General features: G+C 64.8%; 17 protein-coding genes and 1 tRNA gene. 1 reads left to right on the forward strand and 17 read right to left on the reverse strand.

What is annotated here, in order from left to right; all coding sequences use genetic code 11:
• Window positions 1-8: 8 nt before the first annotated feature.
• Entirely contained in the window at window positions 9-278 is a 270-nt protein-coding gene (locus B0I08_RS16410) for a hypothetical protein (RefSeq protein ID WP_106214829.1), read from the forward strand.
• A gap of 331 nt (window positions 279-609) precedes the next feature.
• On the opposite strand, the gene B0I08_RS16415 is transcribed toward B0I08_RS16410, so the two are convergent.
• The 17 genes from B0I08_RS16415 to B0I08_RS16495 form a co-directional block, all read right to left on the reverse strand.
• Complete coding sequence (locus tag B0I08_RS16415) at window positions 610-2,205, reverse strand: ABC-F family ATP-binding cassette domain-containing protein (protein WP_106214831.1); 1,596 nt, start codon at window positions 2,203-2,205, stop codon at window positions 610-612.
• Window positions 2,202-2,963, reverse strand: a complete 762-nt coding sequence (locus tag B0I08_RS16420) for an HAD-IIB family hydrolase (RefSeq protein ID WP_106214833.1) — start codon at window positions 2,961-2,963, stop codon at window positions 2,202-2,204. Before B0I08_RS16420 ends, B0I08_RS16415 begins: the two co-directional genes overlap by 4 nt.
• A 98-nt stretch (window positions 2,964-3,061) precedes the next feature.
• Window positions 3,062-3,640 (reverse strand): DUF2231 domain-containing protein, encoded by a 579-nt coding sequence (locus B0I08_RS16425; protein WP_245884864.1) that lies wholly within the window; start codon window positions 3,638-3,640, stop codon window positions 3,062-3,064.
• 121 nt (window positions 3,641-3,761) lie between these two features.
• The gene (locus tag B0I08_RS16430; protein WP_106214835.1) at window positions 3,762-5,891 is read right to left on the reverse strand and encodes a glucose PTS transporter subunit IIA; all 2,130 of its coding nucleotides are present in this window, start codon (window positions 5,889-5,891) and stop codon (window positions 3,762-3,764) included.
• 267 nt (window positions 5,892-6,158) lie between these two features.
• A complete protein-coding gene (locus B0I08_RS16435; protein WP_106214837.1) occupies window positions 6,159-6,347 on the reverse strand; it encodes a hypothetical protein in 189 nt (62 codons plus the stop codon).
• 139 nt (window positions 6,348-6,486) lie between these two features.
• On the reverse strand, window positions 6,487-7,047 hold the full coding sequence (locus tag B0I08_RS16440; RefSeq protein ID WP_106214839.1) for a hypothetical protein: 561 nt from the start codon (window positions 7,045-7,047) through the stop codon (window positions 6,487-6,489).
• On the reverse strand, window positions 7,047-7,787 hold the full coding sequence (locus B0I08_RS16445; protein ID WP_146134458.1) for a hypothetical protein: 741 nt from the start codon (window positions 7,785-7,787) through the stop codon (window positions 7,047-7,049). The genes B0I08_RS16440 and B0I08_RS16445 overlap by 1 nt, the downstream gene beginning before the upstream one ends.
• Complete coding sequence (locus tag B0I08_RS16450; protein WP_106214842.1) at window positions 7,784-8,137, reverse strand: PadR family transcriptional regulator; 354 nt, start codon at window positions 8,135-8,137, stop codon at window positions 7,784-7,786. The genes B0I08_RS16445 and B0I08_RS16450 overlap by 4 nt, the downstream gene beginning before the upstream one ends.
• A gap of 44 nt (window positions 8,138-8,181) precedes the next feature.
• Complete coding sequence (locus tag B0I08_RS16455; RefSeq protein ID WP_106214844.1) at window positions 8,182-10,722, reverse strand: transglycosylase domain-containing protein; 2,541 nt, start codon at window positions 10,720-10,722, stop codon at window positions 8,182-8,184.
• A gap of 205 nt (window positions 10,723-10,927) precedes the next feature.
• Window positions 10,928-11,001: transfer RNA gene (locus tag B0I08_RS16460), tRNA-Leu, on the reverse strand.
• A 91-nt stretch (window positions 11,002-11,092) separates the two neighbouring features.
• Complete coding sequence (locus B0I08_RS16465; RefSeq protein WP_106214846.1) at window positions 11,093-12,499, reverse strand: NAD(P)/FAD-dependent oxidoreductase; 1,407 nt, start codon at window positions 12,497-12,499, stop codon at window positions 11,093-11,095.
• 37 nt (window positions 12,500-12,536) lie between these two features.
• Window positions 12,537-13,790: a S8 family peptidase gene (locus B0I08_RS16470; RefSeq protein WP_181243462.1), complete on the reverse strand. Its 1,254-nt coding sequence runs from the start codon at window positions 13,788-13,790 to the stop codon at window positions 12,537-12,539.
• Window positions 13,787-14,392, reverse strand: coding sequence for a DUF501 domain-containing protein (locus B0I08_RS16475; protein ID WP_106214850.1), 606 nt, complete (start codon window positions 14,390-14,392; stop codon window positions 13,787-13,789). Before B0I08_RS16475 ends, B0I08_RS16470 begins: the two co-directional genes overlap by 4 nt.
• A complete protein-coding gene (locus B0I08_RS16480) occupies window positions 14,389-14,895 on the reverse strand; it encodes an FtsB family cell division protein (protein WP_106214852.1) in 507 nt (168 codons plus the stop codon). Before B0I08_RS16480 ends, B0I08_RS16475 begins: the two co-directional genes overlap by 4 nt.
• A 35-nt stretch (window positions 14,896-14,930) precedes the next feature.
• Window positions 14,931-16,211: a phosphopyruvate hydratase gene (gene eno, locus B0I08_RS16485; protein ID WP_106214854.1), complete on the reverse strand. Its 1,281-nt coding sequence runs from the start codon at window positions 16,209-16,211 to the stop codon at window positions 14,931-14,933.
• A 189-nt stretch (window positions 16,212-16,400) separates the two neighbouring features.
• The gene (locus tag B0I08_RS16490; protein ID WP_181243456.1) at window positions 16,401-16,868 is read right to left on the reverse strand and encodes a MarR family winged helix-turn-helix transcriptional regulator; all 468 of its coding nucleotides are present in this window, start codon (window positions 16,866-16,868) and stop codon (window positions 16,401-16,403) included.
• 10 nt (window positions 16,869-16,878) lie between these two features.
• Complete coding sequence (locus B0I08_RS16495) at window positions 16,879-18,537, reverse strand: MDR family MFS transporter (protein ID WP_106214859.1); 1,659 nt, start codon at window positions 18,535-18,537, stop codon at window positions 16,879-16,881.
• Window positions 18,538-18,735 lie beyond the last annotated feature (198 nt).

The following is an 18,735-nucleotide window of genomic DNA, read 5'->3' on the forward strand; positions in this document are numbered from 1 at the left end:
GAGCAGCAGTGACAGCGGACTGGCACCCCATCATGACGGCCCGCGAGGTCGAGCCCGGGCACTGGTACCTCATCGACACGCTCGGCGATCCATACGGCGAGATCCGCTTCGTGCGGCGCGGGGGCGAGGTCGGTTACCGCGCGGACCGCTGCGACGGCACCGGGGTGGCGGAGCGACAGGTGGGATATTTCCGATCGCTCCGCGCAGCGGCCTGGAACATCCACGTCGACTTCATCCGCTCCCACGGCGCGCCCACGCGCAAGAGCTACTCGAGCTGAGGCCGCGCCTCGGCCTGTTCAGACCGGTTGCAGCCAGTTCGGTTCATGTCGTCCTCCTCCGACGCTCTGACGCGCTGCCGACCGGCCAGTTGGCGACGCCACCGCCCATCCAGAGGCCAGTCCCGTAGCGTTTTCATGCCGGAAACGGTCGATTGCTGTCCTCTGGGTGCGCCAGACGGACGCGACGGATCGACTACTGTCCTCTCGGCGCGCTGACACTGAGGCAGATCGACGCGACGGATAGACAACTGCCCGCTCTGTTCGCCAGATCGACGCGATGAGCCGACCCGACCCGACCCGACCGTCGCCTGAATCCCCCCGCGACGTACCCCTACGCCGCGCGCATCTCGATCTCGCCGGGCTCCGCACCTTCGCTGCCGAACACCAGACGGCGGTTGGCGATCTTGTCGCTGAAGAAACGATCGTGGCTGACCACAACGACGGCGCCGGGAAAGTGCACGAGCGCACGTTCCATCACCTGGGTGCTGGACATGTCGAGGTGGTTGGTGGGCTCGTCGAGCAGCAGCACCGAAGCGCCAGAAAGCAGGCACTGCGCCATGGCCACCCGCGCCCGCTGCCCGCCGGACAGGTTGCCGATCTTCTGCTTGAGGTCGGCCTCGGAGAACTGGAACATCGCAAGAAAACGGTTCACGGATTTGCGCGTGGCAGTCAACGCGAGGCTGTCGGGCATCGCGTTGACGGCGTGGCTGACGGTGTCGGTGGGGTCGAGCTGCTCGAGAACGTCGTTGTACGACACGATCTGCGCGCCGTGCGCCCAGGCAACCTCACCGAAATCGGCCCTTTCTTCGCCGGTGAGCACCTTGAGCAGCGTCGTTTTCCCACTTCCGTTTGAGCCCTGCACCACGATCCGGTTGCCGCGGCGAATCTCAAAGCTGAGGTCCGTGAACAGAGCCTTGTCGCCGTAGGCCTTAGTGAGGGACTCCACCCGGCAGAGCACATCCTTGACGTGTAGGCCGCGGTAGATCTCGGTGATGATCTCGTCGACCGGGCGCGGTGCGCGGTTCTTTTTGATCTTCGCCAGCTGGTTGCCCAGGTCGCGACTGGATGCCTTCGCGGCTTCGCGGCGGTCGGCGATGCCCTCGGCCTCGAATGCGAGCAACTCCGACTCGTGCACAAACTGGGCCTCGAGCGTTTTCAGCCGAAACTGTTTCTGCACCACGTACTCACCGAAGTTGCCGGGGTACTCGTGCAGGTGAAAGTTCTCCACCTCGATGATGCGAGTGACCACGGAATCGAGGAACTTGCGATCGTGCGAGACGATCATGGCGGCGCCCTGGAACGACCGGAACCACGCCTCAAGCCACTCCACACCGGCCACGTCGAGAAAGTTGGTGGGCTCGTCGAGCAGCAGCACGTCGGGGCTTTCGAGCACGATCTTCGCGAGCGCTGCGCGGTTGCGCCACCCACCAGACAGCTCGTCGATGGCGCAGACCCGGTGAGCTTCGTTGAAGCCGAGGGTGCTGAGCGCGGTGTCGATCCGGCGGCCGTAGTCCCAGCCATCGAGGCGGTCCATGTCTTCGAACAACTCGGCCTGGCGGGAGATCAGGGTGTCAAGCGCGCCGCTCGCCGACGAATCCGCCGCGATCGCTGCGTCGATCGAGGCGAGCTCGGCCTCGACAGCTTTGATCTCGACGAAGAGACCGTCGAGCACCTCCAGGATCGTCTGGGACCCGTTCAGCTCGGAGAACTGCGAAAAGTATCCGATCTTGAGTCCCGGCTCGACCGTGACCGTGCCGCTGTCGGCCGATACCTGGTCGAGAACCAGTTTGAGGATCGTCGTTTTACCCGACCCGTTTTTGCCGATCAGTCCAACCCGGTCTTTCGCCTCGAGGCGAAAGAATGCTTCGCGCAGGATCTGCGCGTTCTCGAACCGAACTTCTACGTCGTGCAACCTGATGAGGCTCATGCCTGCTGCTTGAGCCAGTTCTCGAGGTACTCCGCGGTGTCTTCCCAGCCCTCGACCGCGTACGTGGGTACACCGAGCGCCTTGACCGGGTAGTCGTTACCCTCGGGGTCGAGCCGGTCACCGATGAAGAGCGTCTCCTCGAACGACACCCCGGTGAGCTCGGCGAGCTTGGTCATCCCGTAGGCCTTGTCGATGCCCTGGCGGGTGATGTCGACCGAGGTGGAGCCGCCGGAGCGCACCTCGAGGTCGGGCAGCAGCGCCTGCACGGCGGTGCGCAGCGCGTTTTTCTTCGCGCCGGTCGGGTCCCACTGGGTCTTCGACGCCACCGGAGCGGCCTGGCCGAGCGCGGAGAAGGTGATCTGCGAGCCGCGATCTTCGAGGATCGGGCCCCAGGTCTCGCTCTCCCAGTAGCCGAGTTCCCTGGCCGTGGTCTCGACGGCCGACAGCGCCCGTGCCTTCTCGTCGTCGGTCAGGTTCTGTGCGTAGACCTGGTTCCACTCGTCGCTCTCGAAGCGGTAGTACTGGGTGCCGCAGGTGGGCATGAGGTGCAGGCGTGCGAGGGTGTCGGCGGACAGCTCGGGGAGCATGTCGATGACCTGCATCTTGAACTGGCCAAACTGGCCACCGGAGATGACACAGACCTGCACACGCTCGAGAAGCTCGGCGATCAGCTTCGCCATCCGCGGGTCCAGGGGCGACTTGGATGGGGCCAGGGTGTCGTCGAGGTCGAACGCAATCAAGCGCGGGAGTGCGGGCACAGGCGTAGTCCTTAGTTCGGAGGGAAGTCGACGACTCTCGTCGATCAGGATACCGGTCGCAGTACCCACCCTTGGCCTGTTGCCGGATGCTGCGGTGCCTAGTGAGCGGAAGTGCGCGTGCCCCCGACCGCAGCAGGCGCCTCGCCCGATGTCACGTTCGCGGCCTGGCGGTACGCAAGGTGACCGCCGAGGTAGCCACTCACCGACACCACAGAAAGTCCGACCATGCCGAGAACCTTGCCGCTGAGCTGCTTTCCGCGGCGGCGCTGCACCAACGACGCGGTGTAGAGAGCGACCGAAGCGAGGTTCGCAGCCCAGTGCACGATTCCGACGCGCTGCTGCTTCTGGCTCAGAAGCGACCAATCGGCGATGCCGGCGAATGCGGCCGGCGCCACCGCGAGCAGCCCCACACCCACCAGAGTGCGCGACGCTTTCTCCTGACCCGGCACAAAATCAAGCACGGCGGAGGAAATCCACGCGCCGGTGGGAACCAGGATGGCGATGGGGTGCGCCGGGTGTCCGAGCGGACGCCCGTTCAAGACATCGCGGAGCAGTCCGGGGTGGAGCACCCGCCCGACGGCGGCGCGAGTGCTCGCAATTGTGGAGTCGAACGCCTCGGTGTCCTCGAGGGTCTCGACCGCCTTCACCAGAACGTTTCGATCGTGGGACTGCATCATCGGGTCGCCGCCTTGTCTGATTAGGAAGGAGCAGCGGGTACGGCTTCTCCGCGATGGAGAATACGCAGCGCTACTGTGCGCACGGTGGGAAGTTGCCCACCGTGCGCACGGCGGAACTGCCCTACTTGGCGGTGAGCGTAATCAGCGGCTCCCCGACACCGACGGCACCGAATGCGGCCTGGTCGACGGAGCCGTACTGGGCCGGGTTCGTCACAAGCACCGGGGTCACCAGCGAGTAGCCGGCAGCTTCGATAATCGCGCGGTCGAAGACCACCAGGGGGGTGCCGGCCTCAACCCGGTCGCCCACGGATGCCTTCACGTCGAAGCCCGTGCCGCCGAGGTTCACCGTGTCGATACCGACGTGTATGAGCAGTTCGATTCCGTTGTCGAGCATCAGGCCGAACGCGTGGCCGGTTGACTGGGCGACAACGACGGTGCCCGCTGCGGGCGCGTAAACGGTGTCTCCGGTGGGGTCCACTCCGACGCCGAGGCCAACGATGCCCTGGCTGAACACCGGGTCGGGCACGTCGACCAGCGGGATCACGATGCCGGCGAGCGGCGAGCTGAGCGTCTCCACCACGGTGGCCGCGCTGGGCGCCGCCAGGGTGGCGGTGCTTGCCGTCCGGGTGGCCGTCGCGGTGGCTGTCGCGGTCGCGGTGGGCGCCGCGCTGGCGGGTGTCGTCTCCGGTGAGGTTGCGCTTGCCGGCGCTGCGGGCGCAGCATCCACCGCACCCTCATTCGACAGGGCGTCGGCCGTTGCGGCCTGCGCAGCATCGTGCGTGGCAACCTCGGCGGCAACCGCAGCCTTTTGTTCGGGCGTCTGGTAGCCGCGGAGGACAACAAGAACCATGGCGGTGGCGAACGACGCGGCGATCGCGATCGCATACAGCGGGATGTTGTCGAACGCCGGGATGGTCAGCAGCGAGGAGAACACAAATGCGCTGGTGGTGACGCCGCCGCCGATTCCGATGATGAGACCGCCGACGAGGCAACCCACGAGCATGGGCGGGTAAATGCGCTTGAAGCGCAGGTGGATGCCGTAGAGCGAGGGCTCCGAGATGCCGCCGAGGAGTCCCGCGGCGAGCGCACCGGTCGCGGTCTGCTTCATCTGCAGGTCACGCTGGCGGATGGAGAGGAACAGCACACCCGCGGTTGCGCCGAAGCAGGCGAAGTTCCAGGCGCCCATGGGGCCCTGGATGAAGTCGTATCCGAGGGAGTTGATGTTGAGCAGCATGACCGCGTTCAACGGCCAGTGCAGACCGAGCGGAACCATAAAGGGGTACGCCAGCGGGATAACGACCGCGAAGATGAACGGTGAGAAGTCGTTGATCGACTTGAGGAAGTCACCGAGTCCGGCACCGGCGTAGACACCGATGGGTCCGATCAGGAATGCGGTCAGCGGGATCATCACGAGCATCAGGAAGAACGGCACGAAGATCAGCTGCAGGCTCGAGGGGATGATTTTCTTGAGGCCTTTATTCAGCGCTCCGAGCACCCCGGCCATCAGCAGCGGCGGGAAGACCTGCGAGCTGTAGTCGGTGACGGTGAGGGGCAGCCCGAAGACCTGCACGATGGTGGCGTGGCCGTCGAAGACAGACTCGGCGCCCGCGGTGAGTCCGAGCGAGGTGAATGCGGGCAGCATAACGACAGCCATGACGGCGAACCCGACCCACGGGTCGGCGCCGAGCTTCTTGGTGGCGTTGTAGGCGACCATCAGGGGCAGGAAGACGAACACGCCTTTCCACATGAGGTTGACGAACTGCCAGGTCGGCGACAGCTCGACGCCCGGGGCATTCCAGGCGGGAATGACGCCCAGCGTGGCCATCAGGGCCATGAAGGTGATGAAGAGGGACGCTCCGAGGAGCGCACCGAGAATCGGGCGGAAGGAGTCGGACAGCACCTCGAAGAACGTGTCGAGCCAGGCGAACTTGCCGCGCGGACCCTTTGCCATACCTGCGGCCTTCATGTCGGCGACGGAGTCTCCCGTGCCGGTGCCGAGATTCTGCATCGACGGCAGCGCCATGATGTCGTTGTAGACGGTCTCAACCGCGCCGCCGATGACGACCTGGAAGCGGTCTCCGGTCTGCGGAACGGCGCCCATGACTGCGGGGATCGCCTCTACCGCGGCTTGGTCGACGCCGGCGGCGTCCTTGAGCTGGAATCTCAGGCGGGTGGCGCAGTGGGTGAGGGCCACAACGTTCTTGGCCCCTCCGATACTGTGAACGATGTCTTCAGCGGGCGTGGACGCCACCTGGTTCTCCTTAGTGTTGATGCAGTGTTGGTGCAGTGTTGACGCGACAGTTCGTGATTCGCGGGGCACGGCGCAATGGCTGCTGGCTGTGCCAGCTGAGAAGGTTGCGGCGCTTCTCACGTACCAGTCGAAAATTACGCTCTTGGGGTGACCTGGATCAGAGGCTTAAGACAGGGAAGCCGAAGACAGCGAAGCCGAAAACGAAGACCCCCCGCACCAAGAGGTGCGAGGGGTCTGCGGAGGAGAAGTGTGGCTGTGCCTCGAAGCTCAGCCCTTGTAGGTGCCGTCCGCGATCGCGGCGCCGATGCGGGTGTACTCGTCTTCTTCGAGGTGGCCACCCACGGCCTTGACCGCCTCGTGCAGCACGGAGATCACCTGGTCTGTCGCGAGTCCCTGGTGGCTGTTCCATACGCCGTCAATGGCCTGGTTCACTGTCGGGTCTGTTTCGTTCGTCATGTAGTTCCTCCTGCTGTCTAGGTGTGGGCAAGTGCAGCGAGCGGCGGCGCCCGGCCACCGGAGTCGACTCTAGTCTGGCCAGCTACTGCCGCCACGATCCTGTGCGCCCTCTGACCGTCGGAGCAGTCAGGAGGGCCGATCAATTCGCGTTGTCCATCCCGGTGACATGAACCGCGTAGCCGTGGCAGCCGGCGTCTTCCCAGCGGTAGCTCGCACCACCACCGGTGTTGCCCCACAGAGCAAGGCTCGCGGCTGCGCGCTCGGCTTCCGGAAGCGTTGACTCCCAGCTTGTGGGTCGCGTCCCCGGCTGAATAAGCCAGAAGGGTGTGAACGTGTAGGTGTACCCGACCTCCGCCAAGCATTCGCTGATGATGGATGCCTGTTCGAGCCACACTGTCGCATTCGCAACCTCATCCGCAGACCAGTGCGCCGGAATCGATGCTTTCAGGCCCTCGAACGAAAGCGCTTCCGGCGCTGTGTCGACTATCTGGTCATCGGTAGCTGCGGCATCACGGGGCAGGACTTCCACCTGCGGCGCGGCGGGCGCCGGGGTGGGCAGAACGATGGAAGTGGAATCGACGAGGTTGGCGTCGTCGAGGGCGGCGAACACGGGGGCTGCACCGGTGCCGTAGAGGACGGCAGAGGACGCGACAAAGATGACGCCGAGGGAGGCGACGCCGACAGCAATCTTCTTCTTCATCACAGAGAATCCATTTTCGTAATGCCCGGAGCTGACTCCGAGGTGGGCCGGGAGGGCCAGTTCCAGATGGAAGCAGCAACAAGAAACAGGGAAAGACCGCCGGTGAGAAGGTGTGTCGCCGGCGCCCATTCGGGCTGGTTGAACAACACTCCGACGGTCGCGCTGATCGGATACAGCAGGGATAGCCCGGTGGGGATCAGAATCGCGGTGGGCACGATGAGCCACAATGTGCCCAGAGCGCGCGTCTTCTTCCGCGCCATCAACACCAGCCCGAGGGCTGCCAGGGCCGTCGCGACGCCCAGAGTCACGGTGGTGTTCGACCACGGGCTGAACCCGCCTCGGGCGGCGGTGGTCATCACCCGCGTCAACACATAAAGGCCCCACAACACGATGAGTGACGCGGCGGAAACCGACGCAACCACCACCGCCGAATTCGCTTGGCGTGCGCGGATCGCCGTCCGGCTGGCGAGCGAAATATTGCGGCGTTGCGCGTGGCGCCAGCTCAAATCCGCCGGGACCCCGCGGACTGCGCGGGCGAGGATTGATCGGCGCACCTGCTGCGTGGCGACCCCCGCGTCCTGCGCCCAAACCGTCTGCTCGTACAGGTCAGAGGCCAGCTCGTCTTGGCGCTCCGTCGCGACGTTGGACGGAAGCTCACGCGTATAGAACTCACACCACCGCATGACTGCGGCTGAGATGTCGAGCGTTGGGGAAGAAGTTGGGGAAGTAGGGGTGCTCATGCGAGCGAAACCCCTTTAGTTGCTTCTGGTGCGGCAATCAGTGCTCGTGCTCGATCCAATGCGCGAACTCCTTCCCCTGTCACCTGGTACAGACGACGACGGGGACGGCTTTCGGCCTCGGCAATGTCAGAGTCTTCCCACGACGACGCGAGCAAGCCCGCCTCCGCCATCCGAGTCAGCGCCTTGTACAGCGTGCCGTGTCCGGCCATAAGCGCCTTGTCGTTGTCCGAGGAGATCCGTTTAGCGAGGGCAAACCCGTAGAAGTCACCGTTCTCGCGCTGAAGGGCGATCCCGCTTTCCAGGATTTGCACCTCGAGGGGGAACAGGGTTCCCGGTTTTCTTCGCACCATCCGACCATTCTAGGCACCTAGGTTCCCGTTGGCTACTCGCCCGTTCAGCACGCCGTATTCCCGATTGTCAGCACGATCGGGTCAACGAGTTTGGCCGGCGAACCTGCAGCGGGAGATTGATCGACGACATTTCCGGCGCTGCTCGCTCTTTCAGCGGGAAGCACCGCACAGGCGTCGGCGTTCAGATTCGTGAAGCCGCGTGACTTCAAGTCCGCCAGCGCAGCGCCTGCTGCGACGTCGCCGCTCCCGATCACATCTGGCATCACGCCCAGCGAGCCGTCCGAGGGGAGCAGGGTGACAGCGGTGCCGCGGGACGCGATCGCTCCTGTCGCGGGTCGGGTACTCACGACGGATCCGACCGCGTTTGTGGATGCGATGGCACTGCCGACGGTGACCGTGAAACCATTCGCTTCCAGAACGGCGGTCGCTGCCTCGATGGTCTGGCCGGAGACGTTCGGCACCGCAACGCCGGATCCGACCAGCAGATCGTCCGACGGGTCAGGGAAACCTGATCCTCGCAGCGCGGGGTGATTGTCGACGGCGATCGCGATCGTTCGGAAGATGTCGTGGCGGATGAGTCCGCCTTTGATGCGTTTCGGTGAGGTGTACGACCGCATTGGGTAATGGCCGGAAATGTTCCCCACCCACACAGCCGTAGCCACCTTTGTGCTGGCGCCGACTACCCAGGTCTGGTTAGAACTGTCCGTTGTTCCGGTCTTGCCGATGTACTCAACGCCGTCGTCCGGGTTGGCGCGATCGGCGGTGCCGTCGCCGAGCATCACCTTCGACATGGCGAATGCTGCGGTGTTTGCGACGTCGGATTCCAGCGCTTTGGCGCAGTCAGCCGATTGGCCGCCGAGTTCAGCGCCATCGGGTCCGACCACGCGGTCGATCGCGATCGACTTGCAATAGGTTCCACCGGAGGCGATTGCGGCATACGCGGTCGCCATCGTGAGCGGCGCGATCGTGTTGGTGCCGAGCACCGATGACGGGTTCGTCTCCAACTCAGCACCATCGGCACGATGCACGCCGATCGATGCGGCGGTGTCCCGGATCTGGCAGAGGTCGAGCTTCATCGCCATCGAGATGAACGCGCCGTTGACGGATTTTTGTGTCGCTTTCGCGACGGTCATTTGCCCACTGGTGCCTTCGTCGTTTCTAAACGGATAAGGCCCCACCCATGGGCCCCCACATGTGTCCACGAATGAGCGCTGGGGCACGGTGCGGGATGAACCGTCCACAACCTCGTTGATCCCGTGATCGTTCTGCAGCCAGTTCAGCAGAGTGAAGACCTTGTAGGTTGAGCCGGGTTGGAATCCGCTAGATCCGCCGTACGCGCGGTCGGTGCTGAAGTTCACAGCAGTTCTGGTGATGTCGCCGTCGGCGGTGCCGTACTTCTTGTTTTGCGACATAGTGAGGATCCGCCCGGTCCCCACTTCGACGGATACCGCTGCGGAGCCGAGGTTCAGTGTTGTGGCGTTGTCGGGGGCATTCGCCCAGACAGCGTCCTGCGCGGCGGTCTGCAGTCCCAGGTCCAGCGTGGTGTGAATGTCGTATCCACCGTGTCTCCAGTTGGCTTCGCGCTCAGCAGCGTCGGCCCCCAGGGCTGGCAAATCCTTGATGAGTTGGGTGATGTAGTCACAGAAGTAGCGGGCGTGATCGTGCGCCACTTCGCAGCCATTGGACGGTTCGGTGAGAGTTATGGTCGTCGCGTCTTCGACCGTGGCGATGGCTTCGGCGTGTTGCGCGGCGGTAAGTTTGCCGTCGCTCAGCATCCAGTCGAGGATCACGTCGCGACGAATCGTGTTCGCGGGATAGTTCGACGGGTTGTCGAGCGCGAGTGCGGAGGGTGACTGCACGATGGCGATCAAGCTTGCCGCTTGCGCGGCAGTGAGGTTTAGCGCCGACGTGTTGTAGTACCGGGAGGCGGCAGCTTGGATGCCGTAGGTGTTGCCGCCGAAGTTAGCGATGTTCAGGTAGGCCAGCAGGATTTCCTGTTTGGTGTACTGCTTCTCCAGCGAGAGAGCGAGCTTGATCTCCTTGAGCTTGCGATCGAAGGAAGGCTCGATCGCCGCTTCGTAGGCAGCGTCCTGTTCAGCTTCGGTGGGCAGGTCGAGGGCCGACTGAACGAATGTGTTCTTGACATACTGCTGCGTGATCGTGGATGCACCTTCACCGACGTCACCGCTCGCGAGATTCTTCACGGCTGCGCGAGCGATTCCGGTCAGGTCGATCCCGCCGTGCTCGTAGAAGCGTCGATCTTCGCCGCTCACCGCCGCGTCTTTCGCGAAATCAGATACTTGTTCCCAGGAGACTTCTTCGCGGTTCTGCGAAAAGACTGTCGCGATCTGAACAGGCTGACCGTCCCCAACGGCAAAGATCCGATTCCGTTGCGCTTGCCTGTCTATTGCAAGGTCATCCGGCAGCGAATCGAAAACACTGACTGTCCCGCTCACTGCAGCTCCAGCGACCGCGATCGATGGCGTGATCATGGCGGCTACCAATGCACCGGCAAGGACGCTGGCTCCGATAGCGCCCAGAACGGCACCCAGCGCCTGAGCCAAACTTGTTTTATGGGAACTCATGTTCCCAAGATATACGGATTCGAAGTTTGGCGAGGATTGCGCACCTTCTTACTCGCACTCATGGAGCCCATCGCACACGGAGCGCACGCATCTCGAACCCGCGATGCGGTCGCGTGAACACCATCGCCTTCGGGTATCGCCCAGCGGACCACGCCTGCGCTGGCTGTGCGTCTGTGCAATCCGGTTTGTTCGGAGTGAAACGAGGTGCCCCGGCAGGGACTCGAACCCTGACTCGGACGATTTTAAGTCGTCTGCCTCTACCGATTGGGCTACCGGGGCGAGCGGTGTTCGGTGCGACGCCGGGGCGCCGCACCGAATCCGCCGGTGGGTGGTGCGATGGAGCAGGTGGTGCTGTCGTACTGGAGCGAGCCTACTGGGCCGGGTTGGCGTACACCGGGGCGTCGGGCGCCTTGTCCGGTGTAGGCAGGGTGGACGACGCCTCGGGCGCGGGAGCCGCGGCCGCACGCGGACGCGACGCGAACGCCTCGAAGTATGCGCGGGGGGTCTCGCGGGCGGAGATGCCCACGTTGTCGCGACCGAGCACCAGGTTGAATGCCCAGTTGCCGAAGACGCGGATCTTGCGCTCCCACATCGGGATGGCGAGACCGTGGTAACCGCGGTGCATAGCCCAGGCCGGCAGACCAGTGATTGCGATCTTGCCGGACTGGAACGCGCCGTAGCCGAGCCCGAGGCCTGCAACGGCGCCGAGGTTGTCGTGGCGGTATTCCGCGGGCGATTCGCCGCGCATGACCGCGACGATGTTCTTCGCCATGACCTTGCCCTGGCGGACGGCGTGCTGGGCGTTCGGCACGCAGAAGCCGCCGACACCCTTTCCGGTGAGGTCGGGCACGGCGCTGACGTCGCCGGCACCCCAGGCGTCCGCGACGATTCCGTCATCGTTGATGACACGCAAGTCGGGCTGCACGCGCAGACGGCCGCGCTCCTCCGTGGGGAGGTCGGTGTCGCGCAGCACGGGGTTGGCCATAACGCCCGCGGTCCAGATGATGAGGTCGCTCTCGAAGCTCTCACCGGTGGACAGCTCGATGACTCCGCCGACGGCAGACTTGAGCTGCGTGTCGAGGTGGACCTCGGCGCCCCGCTGGGCGAGGTTCTTGAGAACCCAGTGGCTGGTGGGCAACGAGACCTCGGGCATGATGCGGCCCATTGCCTCGATGAGGTGGAAGTGGGTGTCGTCCATCGAGATCGACGGGTACGACTTCAGCAGCGAGCTGGCGAGGCTGCGAAGTTCACCGAACGTCTCGATACCGGCGAATCCACCGCCGACCACAACAACGGTCAGCAGACGGTCGCGCTCGGGACCGGCCGGGAGGTTGGACGCCTTCTCGAAGTTGGCGAGAACGCGGTCGCGGATGTCGATGGCCTCTTCGATGCTCTTGAGACCAATCGCCTCATCGGCAACTCCCGGGATCGGGAACGTGCGCGAGACGGAGCCCGCGGTGACGACGATCTGGTCGTAGGTCTCCTCCCACGGCTCACCAACGGCGGGCGTGATGGTCGCTGTCTTCGTCGCGTGGGAGATGTTGGTGACCTTGGCGGTCACGACGCGAGTCTTCTTCAGGTGCTTGCGGAGGGCGACTACCGCGTGGCGCGGCTCGATCGATCCGGCGGCCACCTCGGGAAGGAAGGGCTGGTAGGTCATGTACGGCAGCGGGTCGACTACGGTAACCTCAGCCTCGCCGTGGCGGAGCCACTTCTCCAGCTTGAGTGCTGTGTAGAAACCGGCATAGCCGCCGCCGACGATAAGAATTTTGGGCACGTTTGACGTCTCCTAGTGGTGGTTTGCAGTGACCAACTTACTCTCTTCTTCGAACGGCCCTGAACTGCCGCGATGCCAAGAGCACAAAGACACCAAAAAGGGTGCCAAAAATACCGACTATTGCCAGCGGGAGACCCACCATGCGCAGTTCAGTGACCGTGGGATACAGCGTTCCCAGCGGATTCTGCGGTCCGGCGAGCTCGAGGGAGGGAGCCTCGGGCGAGGTGGTTTCCACCGGCGGAACGGTCGGTTCTGCTGTCGCGACGGCTCGACGGTTCAACCGAATCCACTCCGCGAGGTCCCCCATGGGGTTTGCGGTGACTCCGGCAACGTCCGCGGTGACGGCGGCGGCGGCATCCACCAATCCAAATCCGTAAATCGGGTCAGAGCCCTGCGCACCCGCGGGTCTCGCCGTCGAGACCACCCGATTGATCACGTTCGAGGCATCGAGCTCGGGGTGCGCCGCCATAACCAGTGCGACGATGCCCGCGACGATCGGGGTGGCGCCGCTCGTGCCACTCCAGCGCATCACCGAGCCGCCCGGGATCGCCCCGAGTAGCTGCTCGCTCGGCGCGGATACTCCGATGGTGATTCCCTGCGCGGACGCATCGAGGCTCGCCTCGCCGTCCTGGTCGACGCCGGCGACGGTCAGAACGCCCGGCATGGTCGCCGGGGCGCCCACCGACGTGGTGCCGCTCCCCCGGTTTCCCGCGGCGGCAACGACGACCACGTCGTGCTCCGACGCGTAGAGGAACGCGGCATCCCAACTGGCAGGCCAACTCAGCGTGTTTCTGGTCAGCGACATATTGATGATGTCTGCGCCGTTGTCGACGGCCCAGGTGACGGCCTCGGCGACCTGGTCGTCGGAATCGGTCGCGTTCTCCCCGAACCCGATCGAGATGGAGAGCAGGTTTGCTTCCGGTGCGACACCGATCACGCCGGCGCCGGGAGCGTTGCCGCGCCCTGCCGCCAGGGAGGCAACCATGGTGCCGTGGTTGCTTTCGCTGCTACTGCCCACCGGCGACTGGCCGTCGCTCGCGCCGAGACCGGAGAAGTCGGCTCCGCCCGTCACGGCGCCCGCGAGGTCGGGGTGGCTGCTGTCAATACCCGTGTCGATGACCGCGATCGTGACGCCGGCACCGCGGGTGGTGTTCCACGCCTCGGTGATGCCGTAGTCGTTCAGCCAGTACTCGCCGTCGCGAATGTAGTCCGCACTGGCGGGCGCGGCCGATGTGAAAACGGATGCCACGACCGCAAGCACGGCGATCGCCGCACCAGCGCGTCGCTTCACTTCGCTGCTCCGCCGACCGGAGAGTCGAGGGCCGCGGTGTCGTTCGAGGTGCGGGTGTCGTTCGCGGGGCGGGTGTCGTTCGCGGCGCGGGTGTCGTTCGCGGTGTAGTCGAGGCACTGGCATACGGCGGGGCTCCACGCGGCGAGCTCGAGCGCGCGGTCCCCGATGGGGTTCACGCCGGGGCCTGCGGCGAGGGCGTGGCCAACGAGGGCGTGCAGGCACTTGACGCGAGTGGGCATCCCCCCGGCGGAGATGCCGTCGATCTCGGGAACTTCGGCGATGCTGGTGCGGTCGGCGAGGTAGGCCTGGTGCGCGGAGAGGTAGTCGTTTGCGACATCCCCCTCGAGAAGCGCAGCAAGTTCCGTCATCACACCGTTGGCTTCGAGGGTCGAAACCGCGGCGGTGGCCGCGGGGTGGCACAGGTAGTACAGCGTGGGGAACGGTGTGCCGTCGGCCAGGCGGGGGCTGGTGGAGACCACGGTGGGGGCGCCGCAGGCGCAGCGGGCCGCGATGCCGATCACGTTGCGGGCGGGGCGGCCGAGCTGGGCGGACACCGTCGCGATGTCAAGCGCGCTCGGGGCGTCAAAGGGTGGGGTGGTCATTGGGGATCCTCGATAACGGGCGGAACGATATCGTCGGCGACATCTGTGGACAGACCCGCCGTGAGAACCGAACCCATTATTGAGTTGATCCAGTCGACCTGGGTGGTCTGGATGCTGTCGCTGATGGGGGCACCGTCGGCTGTCGTCGCCGTCGTCGCGCCATCGATCACGAGGTAGCTGTATTCGCCCGGGTAGACGTAGAGCAGGCGGTCGCGCGCTTCCGCCTCGATGTAGGCCGGGTCGCTCCAGCGAGCGACCTCGTCCTCCAGGTTGTCGACGGAGTCGCGCTGCTCCCCCACTTCCACTTCGAGAGCGGCCATCTCCTGTTGTTGTTCGACCAGGAGCTTCAGTGAGGGAGCGAGCACAACTACCGCGAGGATTACCAAGCCCAGCATGGTGAGGGTGAACCCGGAAAGCCGGATGTTGCGCAGCCAGCGTTCCGGGGCACTCTCCATTTCGGGCAGAGAAACCGGTACTCGAGTGGTCTTCTGCCGTGGTGCCATGCGTTTATAGTAAGCCAGTCTTGCTGGGGTGCTGATTAGCCCTTGAAGCGCGGGAAGGCGCTGCGGCCGGCGTAAACGGCTGCTTCGGCCAGTTCTTCCTCGATACGAAGGAGCTGGTTGTACTTCGCGACACGCTCGCTGCGGGCGGGCGCTCCGGTCTTGATCTGGCCGGTGTTCAGCGCGACAGCGAGGTCGGCGATGGTGGTGTCTTCGGTCTCACCCGAGCGGTGCGACATCACAGCGGTGTAGCCGGCACGCTGCGCGAGCGACACGGCGTCGAGCGTCTCGGTCAGGGTACCGATCTGGTTGACCTTGACGAGGATCGAGTTGGCGGTGCCGAGCTCGAGGCCCTTGGCCAGACGCTTCGGGTTGGTGACGAACAGGTCGTCTCCGACGAGCTGAACCTTGTCGCCGATGGCCTCGGTCAGGGTGGCCCATCCCTCCCAGTCGTCCTCGTCCAGCGGGTCCTCGATCGTGACGAGGGGGTAGGAGGCGACGAGGTCGACGTAGTAGGCGCTCATCTCGGCAGCGGTGATCTGCTTACCTTCGAAGGTGTACAGGCCGTTCTCGAAGAACTCGGAGGATGCGACGTCGAGGCCGAGCGCGATGTCGGTTCCCGGGGTGTAGCCGGCCTTGGTGATGGCCTCCATAAGCAGGTCAAGCGCGGCGCGGTTGCTGTCAAGGTTCGGAGCGAATCCACCCTCGTCGCCGAGGCCGGTGCTCAGTCCCTTGTCGTGCAGCAGGCCCTTGAGGGCGTGGTAGGTCTCGACGCCCCAGCGCAGGCCCTCACTGAAGGACTCGGCACCGATCGGGAGGATCATGAATTCCTGGATGTCGACGTTGCTGTCGGCGTGCGATCCACCGTTGATGACGTTGAGCATCGGTACGGGCAGAACGTGAGCGTTCGGGCCGCCAAGGTAGCGGAACAGCGGCAGGCCAGCGGAGTCGGCGGCGGCCTTGGCGACGGCGAGCGAGACGCCGAGGATGGCGTTGGCGCCGAGGTTCTTCTTGTTCTCGGTGCCGTCTGCGGCGATCAGGGCAGCGTCGATGAGGCGCTGGTCGGTGGCTTCCATGCCTTCGATGGCGGGGCCGAGGTCGTCGATGACTGCGTCAACGGCCTTGAGGACACCCTTGCCGAGGTAGCGCGACTTGTCTCCATCGCGCAGCTCGTATGCCTCGAAGGCGCCGGTAGATGCGCCGGAGGGAACATCGGCGCGGGAGACGGTGCCGTCGTCGAGCAACACCTCGACCTCGACCGTGGGGTTGCCCCGGGAGTCCAGGATTTCGCGAGCGATTACTGTCTCAATCAAAGCCACGGTGAGTCTCCTTAGTAGTACTTACGTAAATGGGAACATCCTCGCGTGGATGTGGGGATGTTCGACTTGAATCTTACTCGCCGCGGGTGAACACTTCCCCGTGGCGAGGCGTCCGGGCGGTGCCGCTTTGCTCCCGCGACCGTTCCGCCCGAGGACATTGCGGCTCACTAGAGGCGCAAGACCCGGCGGTCAGGACAACGAGGTGTTGAACTTCTGCAGCAGGGCGCCGAAGGCGACGATCTCCTCGGTTTCCCAGCTGTCCAGGATGCGCTCATACTCCGCCCGTACGTCTTCGCGGAAGAGCTTGAGCGCGACCAGGGCAGCGTCCGTGGCCACCACCAGCGTGGCCCGGCCGTCGGCGGGGTCGGGGGTCGCGTCGATCAGGCCGGCGTCTCGCAGGATGGTGAGCTGCCGGCTCACCGCACTCTTGTCGATGCCGAGGGCGCTGGCGATATCGCCGGAGCGGATCGGGCTGTTCGCCACCACACAGCGCAGCACCGCGAATCCCGCGGGCTGCAGGTCGGCGTCGAAGCGCTCCACGAGCACCCGAAGTTTGGCCCGCGAGAGCTGGTGCAGCAGGCTCACCGCCTGCTCAACCTCGACGAGGTGGCTGTAGCGGGCATCGGAGTGGCTGCGTGGGGGGAGGCTGTCGGACACGACATCCACCCTAGCTCCGGGTATGACCGGCTGCAGAGCGCTCCGCCTCGGACACAGTGGAGCGGGAATCGTCGCCGGGAAGGGTGATCGCGCCGGTCTGGGGAAGGGAGTTCATGTCTCCCCCGGTCACGTCCACCAGGTCGTTGCTCTCCTGCGTTTCTGCGAGCTGCTCGATTCCGGTCTTGGTTCCGAGCTCCGCCTTGGGCAGGAAGATGATGCACAGCAGGCTGATGAAGGCGAGCGGGGTGGCAATCAGGAATATCTCCCCGATGCCCTGCCCATACGCCGACTCGACGAGGATCCGCACCGGGGTAGACAGCGACTCGACGTTCGGGATGGTGCCGCTGGCGAGGGTGGCCAGCTCGTCGGCGGGAGCGGAAACGCTGGAGATGCCGTCGCCGACGATCGTGGAGACCCGCGACGCGAGCACGGCACCGAGCACGGACACGCCGAGCGTTCCGCCGAGGCTGCGGAAGAACGCGACGGCCGAGCTGGCCGCGCCAATCTGCCGCACATCCACCGAGTTCTGCACCACGAGCACAAGGTTCTGCATCACCATGCCGAGGCCGAGACCCATGAGGCCGATGTAAATCGAGACGAGCACGATGTCCGTGTCGAACCGCAGGGTCGACATGAGTGCCAGCGCCACCGTCAGGATGCTGGCGCCCAGCACCATCCAGCGCTTCCACTTTCCGGTGCGGCTGATGAGGACGCCGATGGTGGTGGATGCCACGAGCGAACCGACAACCTGGGGAAGGCTGAGCAGTCCCGACTGGGTCGGGGTCGCACCACGGCTGAGCTGCCAGTACTGGCTGAGGAAGACGGATGCCGCGAAGAGTGCCACACCCACGGTGAGGCTCGCAAAGACGACGAGCGAGAAGCTGCGGTTACGGAAGAGCTCCATCGGGAGGATGGGCTCCTTCACCCGCAGCTCGACGATGACGGCCGCGATGAGCAGCACACCGGAGCCGACGGCCATCACCCAGGAGGTGGCGGATCCCCACTCGAACTGGTTGCCCGCGAGCGAGACCCAGATGAGGAGGAGCGAGACTCCCGCGGTGATGAGAATGGCGCCGAAGTAGTCGATGGAGACGGCGCGGCGCGGCCGCGGCGGGAGCTTGAGGGTGCGCTGGATCAGAATGAGCGCGACGATGGCGAACGGAACGGAGACGTAGAAGTTCCAGCGCCAGCCGATCGAGTCGGTGAGCACTCCCCCGAGGAGCGGTCCTCCCGCAGTGCCCACCGCGATGACGGCGCCGAGCAGTCCGACGTAGCGACCACGCTCGCGCGGGGAGATGATGTCGGAGATCAGCACCTGCACGAGTGAGATGAGCCCGCCCGCGCCGAGTCCCTGCAGCACGCGGAAGACGATGAGCGTGCCGGTGTCCTGGGACAGGCCGGCCAGTGCGGAGCCGAGCACAAAAACGACCAGCGAGATCTGCACCAGCATCTTGCGGTTGAACAGGTCAGCGAGCTTGCCCCAGATCGGTGTGGACACGGTGGTGGCGAGCAGGGTGGAGGTGACGACCCAGGTGTAGGCGGTCTGGTCACCCTTCAGGTCGGAGATGATGCGTGGCAGCGACGTCGACACAACGGTCGACGCAAGCACTGCGACAAACAATCCCATGAGGAGGCCGGACAAGGCCTCGAGCACCTGGCGGTGCGTCATAGGCGCCGCGGACGGCGCGGTGTCAATGGAAGACACGGTGTGCCTGGAAGACAATGTAGTTACCCCTTAAATGCCGAAACCCCCACGCTCAGCGGTGAGGGTCTCGATCGGTTGATCTATGTCAACTATAAGCCTTAGTTGTCAGGTGTCAACCAAAATTTTGCAGAAAGTGCACATTACGCTCCCAGCGGACGCGGA

This window comes from Glaciihabitans tibetensis, assembly GCF_003003265.1.
GTDB lineage: Bacteria > Actinomycetota > Actinomycetes > Actinomycetales > Microbacteriaceae > Glaciihabitans > Glaciihabitans tibetensis.